Below are 14,321 nucleotides of genomic sequence, written 5' to 3'. Positions count from 1 at the left end.
TTATCGGTCAGGTCCTTCCAGGTGCCGGCGACGCCTTCCACCTTCGCCTGGCCGCCGAGCTTGCCTTCGGTACCCACTTCGCGCGCCACGCGCGTCACTTCGGAGGCGAAGGAGTTGAGCTGATCCACCATCGTGTTGACGGTGTTCTTCAGCTCCAGCATTTCACCTTTGACATCGACGGTAATTTTTTTCGAAAGATTGCCGCTGGCCACCGCAGTGGTGACTTCGGCGATATTGCGCACCTGGCCGGTGAGGTTCGCGGCCATGTGGTTCACGGAATCGGTCAGATCTTTCCAGGTGCCGGCGACCCCTTTCACGTGTGCCTGGCCACCGAGCTTGCCTTCGGTACCCACTTCGCGCGCCACGCGCGTCACTTCGGACGCAAACGACGCGAGCTGATCCACCATGGTGTTCACAACGGTGCTGATGCGCAGGTACTCGCCTCGCATCGGCCGGGCATCGACTTCGAGATTCATTGTCTGCGACAGGTTGCCGTTCGCGACGGCGCCGATCACGCGGGCTACTTCGGAGACCGGATACGCCATTTCGCCGACCAGGCCGTTCACCGAGTCGATACATTGCGACCAGCTGCCGCTGGCCATGCTGAGGTGAGCGCGCTCGGAAATGCGACCTTCGCGACCGATCATTTCGCGCAGGCGGGCGAACTCCCGGGTCATGGAGTCGTTGAGCTCGACGACGTCGTTGAAGGTGGTGGCGATTTCGCCGTCGATGCCGCCCAGATCCATGGGCAATCGCACCGAAAAGTCGCCGCGCTTCAGCAGGCGCAGGGCCTTGAGGATGTCGCCTCGTTCCAGTGACGATGTCGTATCAATTGCAGCTTGGGCCATTAGCTCACCCGTCAACGATCCAGGTGCGGGCGGGAGCTGTCAGTCCTGGTGCGGCAGTTGTGCCACTGCCGCGTGCAATGCCTGCTCCACATCCGCTTCGGTATAAGGCTTCGCGAGGAAGCCAAGAGGTTGGGCGTCCTTGACCCGCTCACCCAGGGAAGCCAATGGCGCTCCGGTCATAAGCAGGGCGGGAATGCCATGGCGGGCGCGCAAGGCAACGGCTGCATCGATGCCGTCACCGCCGTCGCCAGCCAGGCCGACGTCCACGATGGCCAGGTCCGTTGGCGTGCCCGCGGCAAAAGCCAGGGCAGTTCTCAAGGAAGGGGCGATACCACTGACTTCATGGCCCAGATCCCGCAACACTCCTTGCAGGAACAGGCTCACCAGCGACTCGTCCTCGACTATCAGTACGCGCAGTACTCGCGTGGTAGCGGCGGTTGCGGAAGGATCGGAATTCATTTGCATGCGATGAGCACGTCCACCGCGCCGCTACTCCGGAAAAGTGTTGTGCCAAAACGCAGCCGTTCAACCCGGCCCGACCGTCTCGCAGACCGTCTCGGCCGTTCGGGCCACGCCCTACTGCACCCGAACTCGCGGCACCTTGTGAATATGTCGTTGTTTCGAGTCAGGTCGCGGCGCAGACCACACAATGCGCGGCTGATGTAGAAAGTTCCGCAGCGCCACGTCGCCACTGTAAATCTGTACCTCAAAGCCTTACAAGTGGTACGTTATGACGTACTTTTCCCAAGTTTTACCGTACGTTATACGCTTCGTCAGCGGCCTGCAGTACACTGCGCCGCTCTGCGCTAAAAGGTAGCCATGACGGCAGCCCAGCAATAAAACCCAGACCCATGACAGTTCAGCACTCGGGACCCGCTCGCGTACTCATCGTCGAAGACGAAATGCTGGTGCGCATGTTTGCAGTGGACGCCCTCGAAGATGTGGGCTTCCAAGTGTTACAGGCCGGCGACGCCGGGGAGGCGACGGCCGCTCTGGCCGACGCACCGGAGGTATCTGCCGTCATCGTCGATATGGGATTGCCCGATCGCCCCGGCGACCAGCTGGCGGCGGAGATGCGCGCGAAATTACAGAATCTGCCGATCCTCATCGCCAGCGGCCGCAGTGAGCGCGAGCTCAAAGACAAGTTCGCGGCGGACAAGCGCATCGGCGTGCTGGTGAAGCCGTACACGGCTTCCATGCTGATCAATTCGCTCGCATCCCTGGGGGTGGCTGCCCCCTCGCCCCAGGATTAGCCGTCAGTGACTCCGGCTCCATTCATCGGGCCGGTTCTGCTCCTTCACACGCTGCGGATCCGCGGCCTCGCCCTTGCGATAGCCCCGCTCGAACTTCCGCTTGCGGAACACGAAAATGGTCAGCGCGACCGCCAGCGCAATCAGTACCACCAGGATGGCAAAATTCTGTTGGAAAAACTCCTGCATGACGCATACCTCTCGACGATCTGTCAGAGGTAACGGCTGAACGAGTGGCGATGTTTCCCCGCCTTCGGCAGTTGCTCACCGCTTGCGTTTGGCTCGCAGCCAGATCACGGCGATAACGACAGCAATGAGCAGCAGAATAATGACGACGCGCAATTTTTTTACTTCTCCGCGCTGAAAGTCGATTCCACCCGCTGAAAGCGCTCGTTCAGCCGGGCCAGGTCTTCGGGCGTATCCAGATCGATGGCCGCATTCGCCATGGGCACTCGAACCAGACGGTAATTGTTACGTTCGAGCACCATACGCGCGCCTTGATCGCCGCGCAGTTCGGCAAGCTCAGTGAAGCTCAAGCGCGGAAAGATTGCAGGCACCCCGACGCGCTGGTCGTAAACGCTGGCCGCGATCATGCTTTCCTCACCTTTCCATGCGCTCACCAGTCGCTTCAAATCATCGGCAGTGACCGCCACCTGATCGCCGAGTAGTACCATCACCGCGTGACATGCTGGCGGCAGCGATGCAACTCCGAAGCGCAGGGACGACGCCATGCCCTCTTCCCAGTGACGATTGACGATCACCGACGCCGGCGAATGCGCCAGCAGGTGAGTCATCTCTCGCGCATGCGCCCCCACCACGACCGTCACCGCATGACCCGCTACCGCGACCGCGTTCGCCACGACGATATGCAGCGCCGGCCGGCCGGCGAGCTTCACCAGTTGCTTCGGCTGACCCAGACGCCGGGAGGCGCCAGCGGCCAGCACCAGGATATGAGGTGGGGCGGACATGTGGGGTGACTGTTGGATGACAGACGTTTTGGGTCAAGCTCCGGAGCGCTTCGGCGATACTATACTGTTATCTCACTTCACTCCCTTGCGACGAGCTATGTCGGTCCGACCGGTCTTGAGAATGGGCGATCCCGTGCTGCTGCAGGTGGCCAAGCCTGTGGAAAGCTTCGACACGCCCGAGCTGCACGCCCTGCTGCGGGATATGAAAGACACGATGGCCGCACTGAACGGCGCCGGCATCGCGGCTCCGCAGATCGGTGTGTCGTTGCAGGTCGTGATCTTCGGTGTCGGCAGGAATCCGCGCTATCCGCAGGCCGAGGAAGTGCCATACACCGAGCTGATCAATCCGGTGCTGGAGCCGCTCACCGATCGCATGGAAGACGGGTGGGAAGGCTGCCTGTCGGTGCCGGGCATGCGCGGACTGGTGCCCCGTCATAGCAAGTTGCGCTATCGCGGCTTCGACCCCAAGGGCCAGCCCATCGATCGCACGGTGGATGGGTTTCACGCGCGCGTCGTGCAACACGAAGTCGATCATCTGCACGGCATCCTCTATCCCATGCGCATCCGCGATCTGCGCAATTTCGGTTTCAACGAAGCTTTGTTCCCCGGTCAGGCGCTGGTCGACGACTGAGCCTGCGCTTCACTTCCATTTCCTGCCGGAGCATTTCATGGCCGCCGCCCCTCAGAGCACGCTTTCCCTTCGCGATCCGAGTTTGTTTCGTCAGCAAGCCTTCGTCGGCGGCCGCTGGGTGGATGCAGCGGGCGGCGAGGTCAAACAAGTCCTCAATCCCGCCAACGGACAACTCATCGGCACCGTGCCGAACTGCGGCGCCAGGGAAGCGCGCGAAGCCATCGAGGCCGCCGATAAAGCGTTGCCCGATTGGCGCTCGCGTACCGCAAAAGTTCGCGCACAGCTGCTACGTAAATGGTTCGATCTGATCATGGCGAATCAGGAAGACCTCGCTGTGCTCATGACGGTCGAACAAGGCAAGCCTTTGGTGGAGAGCCGGGGCGAGATCGCGTATGCGGCGTCCTTCATCGAGTGGTTTGCGGAAGAAGGCAAGCGCATCTACGGTGACGTGATTCCGTCGCATGGTCCGGACAAGCGCATCGTAGTTCTCAAACAGCCCATCGGTGTCTGTGCGGCGATCACGCCTTGGAACTTCCCGACTGCGATGATCACTCGCAAGGTCGGCCCGGCCCTCGCGGCCGGCTGCACGATGGTCATCAAGCCCGCGGAGTTGACGCCGTACTCAGCGCTGGCGCTGTGCGTGCTTGCCGAGAAGGCGGGCTTGCCCCCTGGCGTCATCTCGGTCGTCACCGGCGATGCGAAACCCATCGGCGCCGAATTCACGAGCAATCCTCTGGTGCGCAAGCTGACCTTCACGGGCTCTACCGGGGTCGGCAAGCTCCTGATGTCTCAGTGCGCCGGCACAGTGAAGAAAGTTTCGTTGGAGCTGGGCGGCAACGCGCCGTTCATCGTGTTCGATGACGCGGACCTGGAGCCCGCCATCAATGGCGCGATCGCGTCGAAATATCGCAATGCCGGTCAGACCTGCGTCTGCGCCAATCGCATCTACGTTCAGAGCGGCATCTATGACCGCTTTGCCGCGCGTCTCGCAGAGAAGGTCGGCGCGATGAAGGTGGGCAATGGCTTGGATCAGGGCACGATCATCGGGCCGCTGATCGAGGAGAAGGCCATTGCCAAAGTCGAAGAGCACGTCCGCGATGCCGTGAGCAAGGGCGCGAAAGTCGTGGTCGGCGGCAAGCGAGCCGAAGGCAATGGTCACTTCTATGTGCCGACGGTTCTCACCAACGTGAAGGCCGACATGCTCGCCATGCGCGAAGAAACATTCGGCCCGGTGGCGCCGCTGATGAAGTTCGACACCGAGGAAGAAGTCATCCGGCTGGCCAACTCCACCGAGTTCGGCCTGGCCTCTTATTTCTACACTCGAGACCTGGCGCGCGCCTGGCGAGTGGCCGAGGCGCTGGAGAGCGGTATCGTCGGCATCAACGAAGGCATCATCTCTACCGAAGTCGCGCCGTTCGGCGGCGTCAAGGAAAGCGGCATCGGCCGCGAAGGCTCCAAGTACGGCATCGAGGATTATCTCGAGATCAAGTACCTGTGCATCGGCGGGGTGAGCTGATGAAAGCGCGCGTCAAATGGGTTCAGGACGTGATGTTCGTCGGCGAATCCGGCTCGGGACATTCCGTCGTGATGGACGGCGCACCCGACGCCGGCGGCCGGAACATGGGCTTCCGGCCGATGGAGATGCTGCTGCTCGGATTGGGCGGCTGCTCCGCCTTCGACGTCATGCTGATCCTGAAGCGCGGCCGTGAGTCGGTGACCGATTGCATCGTCGAGATCGATGCCGAGCGCGCCACCACGGATCCCAAGGTATTCACCAAGATCCAGATGCACTACACCGTGACCGGCCACGCACTCGATCGCAAGAAGGTCGAGCGCGCGGTGGCGCTGTCGGCCGAGAAATATTGCTCCGCCAGCGCCATCATCGCGAAGACCGCCGAGCTCACGCACACCATCACTCTCGTCGAGTCTCAACCCACTTCCACTGGAGCACCGGCATGAAACGCACTGCATCCGCCGTCTGGAATGGCGGCTTGAAAGATGGCAAGGGTTCGATTTCCACCGAAAGCGGCGTGCTCAACGACGCGCAGTATTCGTTTTCGACTCGCTTCGAGGAAGGCAAAGGAACCAATCCAGAAGAGCTGATCGCAGCGGCTCATGCTGGATGTTTCAGCATGGCACTGTCGGCTCAACTCGGCACGGAGAACAAGACGGCCGAGAAGATCGAAACCGAGGCCGCGGTCACTCTGCTGAAAACCGACGCCGGCTTTACCGTGACCGCCGTGCATCTGAAGGTGCGCGCCAAGGTTCCCGGCGCCACGCCTCCGGATTTTTTGAAGGCCGCTGAAGCCGCAAAGGCGGGCTGCCCGATCTCTCGCCTGCTCAAAGCGGAGATCACGATGGAGGCGAGGCTCGAAGGCTGGACCTGATGAAGCGGCGTTAGCTCTTCGGAGCTAACGCTTCTTCCAAACTTGCGGCGGTCAGCAAGCGATCGCCAATTGCATCCAGCTCCTCAATGCAGCTCGCCGCAATTTTGCCCCTCACTTCGTCGCTCAACGAACCAAATCGAGCCGCTAACAGCCTCGTAATGAGCGCGATGCGCCCTTGCGCCAGCCCCTCCGCGACATAGTGCTTGGCAAAATGGCTCTGATACTCATATTTGAATGGAAGCATAGTCTGTTCCAGGGCCCCGCGGACTGCCTCACTGACTGAGTTTATAACCAAATCAAGATATAACCTGGAGCGGTCAGCGTCGAGCCCGGCGCTGACCCCCTGCGCGAGAGCAGCAATGCGTGCGGCTTTTGCTACATCGGCGTCATGACCATGCGCCATCGCTGATAGCACCGCCAGCTCGGGGTCCAGGGCCGCGTCAACCGCATCAAGGATCTCAGGAACCGCATCAGGACCGAGAATCCGCGGAACAAACACGTTCTTGCAGCCGAGCTGTACGGGCTTCGCAGCCCAGCGCGCGACGGCAGGGTCCGTGCAAACAACAAGCAAGCACACAGGGCAGCGCCAACGCGCGCGCAAGTTGGCAACGTACGCCGGCCAGACAAAGCGCTTCCTATCGTCACGCGACAGCTGCACCTCGACGATGATGCCCAGTATCGAGCCTCCGTCGGAAAGCGATAGCACCAGATCGGCGCGATATTCCGTGACCTGAATTTTGACGCTAAGAGACGGCTTAGCGAGGTCGGATGCACACTAGGATATCGTGCGCCGAATCCATAAATAACAAAGCAAAGCGAGCGCCGCGCCTGCCGTCATGATGGCAGCCAGCGTGTGGACCGTGCCGTCGTTGAATATTGCGACGGCAACGCCGGCGCACGTAGTCAGCGCCGACTGCGTAGCGCCCATCAACGCCGAAGCAGTGCCGGCGGCACGGCCGTGAGGGGCAAGAGCGAGTGCGGAGACGTTGGGACCGACGCGGCCGACGGTGACAAAGAACAGTAGCTGCAGCGACACAACCGCCCACAGCGGCAAAGCAAACAGCAGGCTCAATACCAACAAAGCCAGGCCGAGCAGCGGCGATGCCCACACATACCGGCCCAGCACCTGACGCGGCGTCATCGTCTGCAGCGCGCGCATGTTCAAGATGCTGGCCGACATGAATGCCAGTCCGTTCAACCCGATCAGCGCGCCGAACTGCTGGGCCGACAGCCCGTAGTTCTGTGTGATCACCGTAGGCGCGCCAGTCACGTAACAAAACATCGACGCCATCGAGAAACCGAGCAGCAAAGAGAGCGCCATGAAGTGACGATCGCGACTCAGCCGTGCGTAGTTGCGAAGAATGTCGCCGAAGCTCACGGAGGTATCGCGAGTGACATGGGATTCCGTGAGCACCCGATGCATGGTCAGCATCAGAGTCAGCGCTATCGCCGCCTGCACCACGAAAGTCGCGCGCCACCCAAGGTGGGTCACGATCACGCCACCGATCGCAGGCGCGAGCACCGGCCCGAGCGCGACGATCATGGTGAGTGTCGTAAAGGCGCGTGCCGCCTCGTGAGGCTCACAGCGATCACGCACGATCGCACGACCAATCACCAACCCCGCACAGCCGCCCAGCGCCTGCACGACACGCATCACGGTCAGCATGGTCATGTTGGTGGCCAATGCGCAGCCCAGCGCGCCGATCATGTAGACGGCGAAGCCGACATACAACGGCGGCTTGCGACCGAAGCGATCGCTGATCGGCCCATAGAACAGCTGCCCGACGGCAATGCCGATGATGAAAGCCGCCATCGTGACTTCGACACCACGGGTGGCGAAGTCACGTTCGATGGCAGGAAAGCCGGGCAGATACATGTCGATCGAGACCGGCCCGATGGCGGTCATCGCAGCGACGAGTATCAGCCAGCCGGGTAAGCGACGTGGCGATCGGGTCACGCGGAGCTCAATTGCCTCGCGTGATGCCGCAAATGATCTTCCATGAAGGTGGAAATAAAGTAGTAGCCGTGGTCGTAGCCCGGCCGCAGTTGATAGTGCAGCTCGCTACCTGACGCGCGCGCGGCGTCGGCGAAGATCTCCGGCTTCAGCTGCTCGGTGAGGAATTTATCGCGATCGCCCTGATCGATGAGAATGGGCCGCGAGTAACGCTGCGCCCGAATCAGCTCGCTGGCGTCATATTGCTTCCATTGGTTGCGGTCGTCGCCCAGATACCCACCGAACGCCTTGTGTCCCCACGGCGCTTGCATCGGCGCCGAAATCGGCGCGAACGCCGACACCGACAGATACTGATCCCGGTTGCGCAGCGCGCACACGAGCGCGCCGTGACCGCCCATCGAATGACCGAAGATTCCCTGTCGGTCCGCACGCCCCGAACCCAGCGATTGAACGATCTCCGGCAACTCCCGCGTGACATAGCTGTACATGCGATAGTTCTGCGACCACGGCTCCTGAGTCGCATCGACATAGAAGCCGGCGCCCAGCCCAAAATCCCAATTCGCATCATCGCCCGGAACCCGCGCCTTGCGCGGGCTGGTATCGGGCGCAACCAGCATCAATCCCAGCTCGGCAGCCACGCGCTGCGCGCCCGCTTTGACGATGAATGTTTCTTCGGTACAGGTGAGACCGGCGAGGTAATAGAGCACCGGCACCTTGCCCTGCTCTGCCTGCGGCGGCACGAACACGGAAAAACGCATCTCAGTGCGACACTCGCGCGACTCGTGCGAATAGAAACGCACCCAGCCACCGAAGCAGGCATGTTCCGAAACGAGATTGAGTGTCATGACGCGCACCTTTCGCTTGACTGAAGGTTGGATCAATAGACCACCACCGAACGGATCGACTCGCCCGAGTGCATCAGATCGAACGCTTTGTTGATGTCGTCGAGCGGCATCTGGTGCGTGATCAGCTCATCGATCTTGATCTTGCCGTCCATGTACCAGTCGACGATCTTCGGCACGTCGGTGCGGCCACGCGCACCACCGAACGCCGTGCCTTTCCACACGCGCCCCGTGACCAACTGGAACGGCCGCGTCTTGATTTCCTGACCCGCACCGGCGACGCCGATGATGATCGACTCGCCCCAGCCGCGATGACAGCACTCCAACGCCTGACGCATCAGCTCGACATTGCCGACGCACTCGAAGCTGTAATCCGCGCCGCCATCGGTGAGCGATACGAGATAGGGCACCAAATCGCCCTCCACTTCCTTCGGATTGACGAAGTGCGTCATGCCGTACTGCTCGGCCAGTGCCTTACGCGACGGATTGATATCGACGCCGACGATCTTGTTGGCGCCGGCCAGCCGCGCGCCTTGAATCACATTCAAACCGATGCCGCCCAATCCGAACACGACGACGTTGGCGCCCGGCTCGACCTTGGCGGTGTTGATGACCGCTCCGATCCCGGTCGTGACACCGCAGCCGATGTAGCAGACCTTATCGAACGGTGCGTCCTCGCGAATCTTGGCGAGCGCGATCTCCGGCATTACGGTGTAGTTGGAGAACGTGGAGCAACCCATGTAGTGATGCACCATATCCTTACCGATGGAAAAGCGGCTGGTGCCGTCCGGCATCAAGCCCTTGCCCTGGGTCGCGCGAATGGCCGTACACAAGTTCGTCTTTTGCGACAGGCACGACTTACATTGCCGACACTCGGGCGTGTACAGCGGAATGACGTGATCGCCTTTCTTCAGCGAAGTCACACCGCGGCCCACATCGACTACGACACCGGCGCCTTCGTGACCGAAGATGGCCGGGAACAAGCCTTCGGGATCGGCGCCCGAGCGGGTGAATTCGTCGGTATGACACACGCCCGACGCTTTGATCTCCACCAGCACTTCGCCATCGCGCGGGCCGTCCAGGTCCAAAGTCATGACTTCGAGAGGCTTGCCAGCGGCAAGGGCGACGGCGGCGCGGGTTTTCATGGCGTGCGGTGCTGGGATGGCTGATCGGGGGCCTGGGATTGTCCTCCTTCGGGCGAGGTCGCGCCACCCGCTTAGAAGCGCATGTGCACCTCGAGCACTGCCCCCTCGTCCACGACCTGCACAGCTAGCGCCGGCTGCGACGGTGACAGTCCCATGAAAGCGTCGTTGACGAACGACGCGATGAAATTGCCGAGCGCCATGCTGAAGAGCGTGTCCGACGGATAGTGCCAGCCCGCTTCGATGCGCGCCCACGAGGTGCCGATCGTGAGTGCATGCAATCCGACGTCGAGCGTGGTGCGCGCAGCGTCGGGCATTTTGATCGACTGCAGCTCACGAGACGCAAGTCGAGTGTGGACCGCGGAGGAGGAGGTGTGGCCGGAAGGAAAGCTCTTGTCATCGGCACCATTCGGCCGCTCGCGCCCGACCGCGTCCTTCAACAGGTTGGTGATCGCGCCGGTGGCGCTTACCGCGGCGACGTTTACCAATGTTCCTTTCAGCTTGTTGAGGAACCACTCGCCGGGCTCGGGTCCGCTGGGCGTCGCCAGAATGGTTACGTAGTTGGCATAGGCGGACGCGTCGCGCAGATCGTCGCTCCACTGCTCGGCGCTCTGCTGCGAGCCGAAGATCGGCGTGTTGTCGCGTGCCCAATCCGAAGTGCGTCGATCGAAATCGTCGATCTGGAAAGCCGCGGCGCCGAGCAGCGGCCCCCAGGTCCATGGGTCTTTGGCGGCGTTCACAGCGGATTCCCGGACCTGCTTCCAGCCGGGCGCAATCGTCGCCTGTTCACCCCAGCCCTTGCCGTTCGGCAACGTGGCACAGCCGGACAGCAAGAGTGCGCACAAAATGATCGCAGATCGTGATGACATGACGGTCACCCATCTGGATCCCCACTACTCGTGCCGCAACGCCTCGATGGGATCGAGCTGCGCGGCGCGACGCGCAGGGAAATAGCCGAAGACGATGCCGACCGCCGCCGAGAAGGCGAACGACAGCATGACGATGCCCACGTTTAGCACGAACGGTACATTGAACGCGTGAGTGGCAAGTGCGCCGGCCGTCAATCCCAACGCGATACCAATGACGCCGCCGAACGCCGCCAGCGTCACCGCTTCGATGAGAAATTGCAGCAGGACATCTCGCGCCATGGCACCGACCGCGAGGCGTGTGCCGATCTCACGCGTTCGCTCGGTCACAGACACGAGCATGATGTTCATGATGCCGACACCGCCGACCAGCAGGCTCACCGCCGCAACCGCAGCGAGCAAGCTCGTGAGCACGCGTGTCGTCTGCGTCATCGCGCTGCTGATCTCCTTCAGATCGCGTACGTTGAAATCGGCATCGCCGCCCGGACGGACCTTGCGCCGCTCACGCAGCAACGATTCGATGTCGGCCTGTACTTTCTCGGTCGACACACCATCGCGCGCCGACACCATGATGGAATTGACGTCGGCGTTGCCGACCATGCGTCGCTGCATGGTTCGCAGCGGCACGATCACCAGGTCGTCCTGATCCTGACCGAAGCCCGACTGACCTTTCGACGACAGCGTGCCGATGACCTGACACGACAGCTTGCCCAGACGAATGTTCGCGCCGACCGGATCTTCGCGACTGAACAGTTCACGCTGTACAGTTGCACCGAGAATACAAACCGCAGCGCCCGCTCTGAGCTCGGAATCGGAAAAGTTACGACCGCTGGCGAGCGGCCAATCGCGCACCGAGATGTATTGATCGTCGGTGCCCTGCACCTGAGTCGACCAGTTGGAATTGCCGTAAATCGCCTGCGCGCCCGTGCCAATGGTCGGCGCCACCGTGCGCACGCCGGAGATTTCGTTCTTGATCGCTTCGACATCGTCCATGGAAAACGGCGGAGCAGACTGACGTGCGCCGCCACCGCCCCCGAACCCTTGCCCGCGAAAGACCTGGAGCAGATTCGAGCCGAGCTTTTGAATGTCCGCCTGCACCTGAGCCGTCGCACCTTCGCCGATGGTCACCATGGTGATGACGGCGCCAACGCCGATGACGATGCCCAGGATGGTCAGCGTCGAACGCAGCACGTTGCGACGGATCTCTCGCAACGCGAGGATGATGGCGTTACCGAACATTACAGTTCCCGCACCGGCTCGTTGACCTGATCGCTTTCGATGTGGCCGTCACGGAAGCGCACGATGCGGCGGGTCCAGCCGGCGATATCAGGCTCATGCGTGACCATCGCGATGGTGATGCCGCGTTGTTCGTTCAAGCCGGTCAGCAGCTTCATGATTTCAGCGCTGGTGGCCGTATCCAGATTGCCGGTCGGCTCGTCGGCGAACAGCACTTGCGGCTGCGTCACGATGGCACGCGCTATCGCGACGCGCTGTTGCTGGCCGCCAGACAACTGACTCGGCACGTGAGATTCACGTCCGCCCAAGCCCACTTCCTGCAACGCCTTGCGCGCCAGTGCGCGACGCTCTTCTTTCGGCACGTGTCGATAGACGAGCGGCAGCTCGACGTTTTCCAACGCCGTCGTGCGGCTCAACAGATTGAAGCCCTGAAACACGAAGCCGAGATAATTCCGGCGCAACAGTGCGCGTTGATCGGGATTCAGGCTGCCGACAGGCATGCCGAGAAACTTATAGGTTCCGCCGCTCGGCGTATCGAGACAGCCGAGAATATTCATGCACGTCGACTTGCCCGAGCCGCTGGGCCCCATCACGGCGACGAATTCACCCGCGTTGATGCGCAAGTCGATGCCACGTAGCGCTCGCACCTCGCCCTCGCCGCGACCATAGATTTTGGTCACCTGCGACAGGTCGATGACGGGCGTGGGACCCGAAGGCATGCCGGTCACGGCGCCGGCATCCCGGAAGCATCAGTGATCACCTTGGTGCCTGGTTCGAGCTTGCGCTCGAACGCCTTGCGCATTTCCTCCGGATCGACGCCCGGGGGAGTGTTGCCGTTACCGCCGGCGGGACGATTCCCTTCAGCATTGGGCGGCCGCTCGATCGGCAGCACTTGAGTCATGCGGCCGTCGGTCGCGCCCGCACGGAACATCACCATCGCCGGCTTGCCAGCTTCGAGAATATAGGCACGGCCCATGCGGCGACCCGTGCCCCTCTGCTGTTGGCCACCACGCGGCCCCATACGCATTCTCGGCATGATCGCGGACAACGGACCGCCGCCCTGCGGCGCGGCGTTCGGGGCATTCACAGGTGCCGGACTGAAGCGCAGCGCCGCGTTCGGCACCAGCACCGCGTCTTCGATGTTCGTCGTGACGATCTCGGCAGTCGCTGTCATGCCCGGACGCAGCAGCAACTCTGGATTGTCTACTTCGAGCACGGTCTCGTAAGTGACGACACCCGTGGACGTCGCACTCGACTGGCCGGAGCTGCTCGAAGAAGACGAGCTCGCCTTGGTGTTGCTCGACGCGAAGTGGACCTGCGTGATGTGCGCCTGGAAACGCCGGTTCGGGAAGGCATCGACGGTGAACGACGCTTCCTGGCCGACCGCGACCGCGCCCACGTCGGCTTCGTCGACCGACACGTGCAATTCCATCTTCTTGAGATCTTCCGCCATGATGAACAGCACCGGCGCCTGCAACGAGGCGGCGACGGTCTGCCCCGGCTCGACCGACCGGACCAGGATCACGCCGTTGATAGGAGAGCGGATCTCGGTCCTGTTCAGATCGGTGCGCACCGTCTCCAGGCTCGCGAGCGATTGCGCAACAGCCGCCTTCGCAGCCGCCACTTCACCATCTGCGCGAGCAACCGCGGCCTCGGCAACGTCGAGATCCTGCTGCGAAGGCAGCTTGTTGCCGCTCAACTCGCGCACTTTCTCCAAGCGTGCCAGGTTCGCTCGAGCTTCTTTGGCGCTCGCCTGGGCCTGCAACACACGCGCTTCGGCGGAGGCGAGCGAGCTTTCCTGTTGCAGCACCTGCGCCTTCAACCGAGTGGTGTCGAGCACCGCCAGCACCTGGCCCGCCTTGACCTCGGTGTTCACGTCCACATTCACTTTCGCGACCAGGCCGGACAGCTCGCTGCCGATCTCGACCTGATTTCTCGGCTCGAGATTGCCAGTGGCCGTGACCGTGACGGTCAGATCGCCTTTGACGACGTCCTGCGTCGTATAGGTGACCGCCTTGCCGTCGCCGCGACCGAAGATGTAATACGCAGCCGCGATGACAACGATCGCGATCGCTGCCCATTTGGCGAAGCGCTGCCAGGCCGGCGGCTCATGGAGCCCTGCTCGCAGAGTGTGCGACAGATCGGTCGAGTGGGTGGTTTCAGTATCCATAGACCTTGCAACTGTGCTTGGGCGCTG

17 protein-coding genes are annotated in these 14,321 nt (G+C 62.0%); 5 read left to right on the top strand and 12 right to left on the bottom strand.

Going from position 1 to position 14,321, the window contains the following annotated elements; translation table 11 throughout:
• Together D0550_RS07355 and D0550_RS07350 are read right to left on the bottom strand one after the other, a co-directional pair.
• A partial coding sequence (locus D0550_RS07355; RefSeq protein ID WP_161965684.1) for a HAMP domain-containing protein occupies positions 1 to 848 on the bottom strand: 848 nt, incomplete at its 3' end.
• A gap of 39 nt (positions 849 to 887) precedes the next feature.
• Complete coding sequence (locus tag D0550_RS07350) at positions 888 to 1,307, bottom strand: response regulator (protein WP_161965683.1); 420 nt, start codon at positions 1,305 to 1,307, stop codon at positions 888 to 890.
• 392 nt (positions 1,308 to 1,699) lie between these two features.
• Between D0550_RS07350 and D0550_RS07345 the strand changes: the two genes are divergently transcribed.
• Entirely contained in the window at positions 1,700 to 2,101 is a 402-nt protein-coding gene (locus D0550_RS07345) for a response regulator (protein WP_116808473.1), read from the top strand.
• A 3-nt stretch (positions 2,102 to 2,104) separates the two neighbouring features.
• Here the strand turns inward: D0550_RS07345 and D0550_RS07340 are convergent, their stop codons facing one another.
• Positions 2,105 to 2,287 carry a hypothetical protein gene (locus D0550_RS07340; protein ID WP_116808472.1) on the bottom strand — a complete coding sequence of 61 codons (183 nt, stop codon included), beginning with the start codon at positions 2,285 to 2,287 and terminating at the stop codon, positions 2,105 to 2,107.
• A gap of 158 nt (positions 2,288 to 2,445) precedes the next feature.
• Positions 2,446 to 3,066 carry a nucleotidyltransferase family protein gene (locus D0550_RS07335; RefSeq protein ID WP_116808471.1) on the bottom strand — a complete coding sequence of 207 codons (621 nt, stop codon included), beginning with the start codon at positions 3,064 to 3,066 and terminating at the stop codon, positions 2,446 to 2,448.
• Positions 3,067 to 3,163: 97 nt separating this feature from the next.
• On the opposite strand from D0550_RS07335, the gene def reads away from it, so the two are divergent.
• The 4 genes from def to D0550_RS07315 are packed head-to-tail and all read left to right on the top strand — an operon-like array spanning position 3,164 to position 6,084.
• Positions 3,164 to 3,697 (top strand): peptide deformylase, encoded by a 534-nt coding sequence (gene def / locus D0550_RS07330; RefSeq protein WP_116808470.1) that lies wholly within the window; start codon positions 3,164 to 3,166, stop codon positions 3,695 to 3,697.
• A 37-nt stretch (positions 3,698 to 3,734) separates the two neighbouring features.
• On the top strand, positions 3,735 to 5,213 hold the full coding sequence (gabD, locus tag D0550_RS07325; protein ID WP_116808469.1) for an NADP-dependent succinate-semialdehyde dehydrogenase: 1,479 nt from the start codon (positions 3,735 to 3,737) through the stop codon (positions 5,211 to 5,213).
• Entirely contained in the window at positions 5,213 to 5,656 is a 444-nt protein-coding gene (locus D0550_RS07320; protein ID WP_116808468.1) for an OsmC family protein, read from the top strand. The genes gabD and D0550_RS07320 overlap by 1 nt, the downstream gene beginning before the upstream one ends.
• Entirely contained in the window at positions 5,653 to 6,084 is a 432-nt protein-coding gene (locus D0550_RS07315) for an OsmC family protein (RefSeq protein WP_116808467.1), read from the top strand. Before D0550_RS07320 ends, D0550_RS07315 begins: the two co-directional genes overlap by 4 nt.
• A gap of 10 nt (positions 6,085 to 6,094) precedes the next feature.
• Here the strand turns inward: D0550_RS07315 and D0550_RS07310 are convergent, their stop codons facing one another.
• The 8 genes from D0550_RS07310 to D0550_RS07275 form a co-directional block, all read right to left on the bottom strand.
• The gene (locus D0550_RS07310; protein ID WP_116808466.1) at positions 6,095 to 6,790 is read right to left on the bottom strand and encodes a DUF4351 domain-containing protein; all 696 of its coding nucleotides are present in this window, start codon (positions 6,788 to 6,790) and stop codon (positions 6,095 to 6,097) included.
• Between the two features lie 69 nt (positions 6,791 to 6,859).
• A complete protein-coding gene (locus D0550_RS07305; protein WP_116808465.1) occupies positions 6,860 to 8,041 on the bottom strand; it encodes a multidrug effflux MFS transporter in 1,182 nt (393 codons plus the stop codon).
• Complete coding sequence (gene fghA, locus D0550_RS07300; protein WP_116808464.1) at positions 8,038 to 8,883, bottom strand: S-formylglutathione hydrolase; 846 nt, start codon at positions 8,881 to 8,883, stop codon at positions 8,038 to 8,040. Before fghA ends, D0550_RS07305 begins: the two co-directional genes overlap by 4 nt.
• Positions 8,884 to 8,915: 32 nt before the next feature.
• A complete protein-coding gene (locus D0550_RS07295) occupies positions 8,916 to 10,025 on the bottom strand; it encodes an S-(hydroxymethyl)glutathione dehydrogenase/class III alcohol dehydrogenase (RefSeq protein ID WP_116808463.1) in 1,110 nt (369 codons plus the stop codon).
• Between the two features lie 71 nt (positions 10,026 to 10,096).
• Positions 10,097 to 10,891, bottom strand: a complete 795-nt coding sequence (locus D0550_RS07290; RefSeq protein WP_153067080.1) for a phosphatase PAP2 family protein — start codon at positions 10,889 to 10,891, stop codon at positions 10,097 to 10,099.
• A 24-nt stretch (positions 10,892 to 10,915) separates the two neighbouring features.
• Complete coding sequence (locus tag D0550_RS07285; RefSeq protein ID WP_116808461.1) at positions 10,916 to 12,127, bottom strand: ABC transporter permease; 1,212 nt, start codon at positions 12,125 to 12,127, stop codon at positions 10,916 to 10,918.
• Positions 12,127 to 12,843 (bottom strand): ABC transporter ATP-binding protein, encoded by a 717-nt coding sequence (locus D0550_RS07280; RefSeq protein ID WP_116808475.1) that lies wholly within the window; start codon positions 12,841 to 12,843, stop codon positions 12,127 to 12,129. Before D0550_RS07280 ends, D0550_RS07285 begins: the two co-directional genes overlap by 1 nt.
• A 5-nt stretch (positions 12,844 to 12,848) precedes the next feature.
• Positions 12,849 to 14,294 carry an efflux RND transporter periplasmic adaptor subunit gene (locus tag D0550_RS07275; RefSeq protein WP_116808460.1) on the bottom strand — a complete coding sequence of 482 codons (1,446 nt, stop codon included), beginning with the start codon at positions 14,292 to 14,294 and terminating at the stop codon, positions 12,849 to 12,851.
• Positions 14,295 to 14,321: the final 27 nt, after the last annotated feature.

It is taken from the genome of Steroidobacter cummioxidans (assembly GCF_003104955.1).
This window is presented reverse-complemented; position numbering and strand designations above follow the sequence as displayed.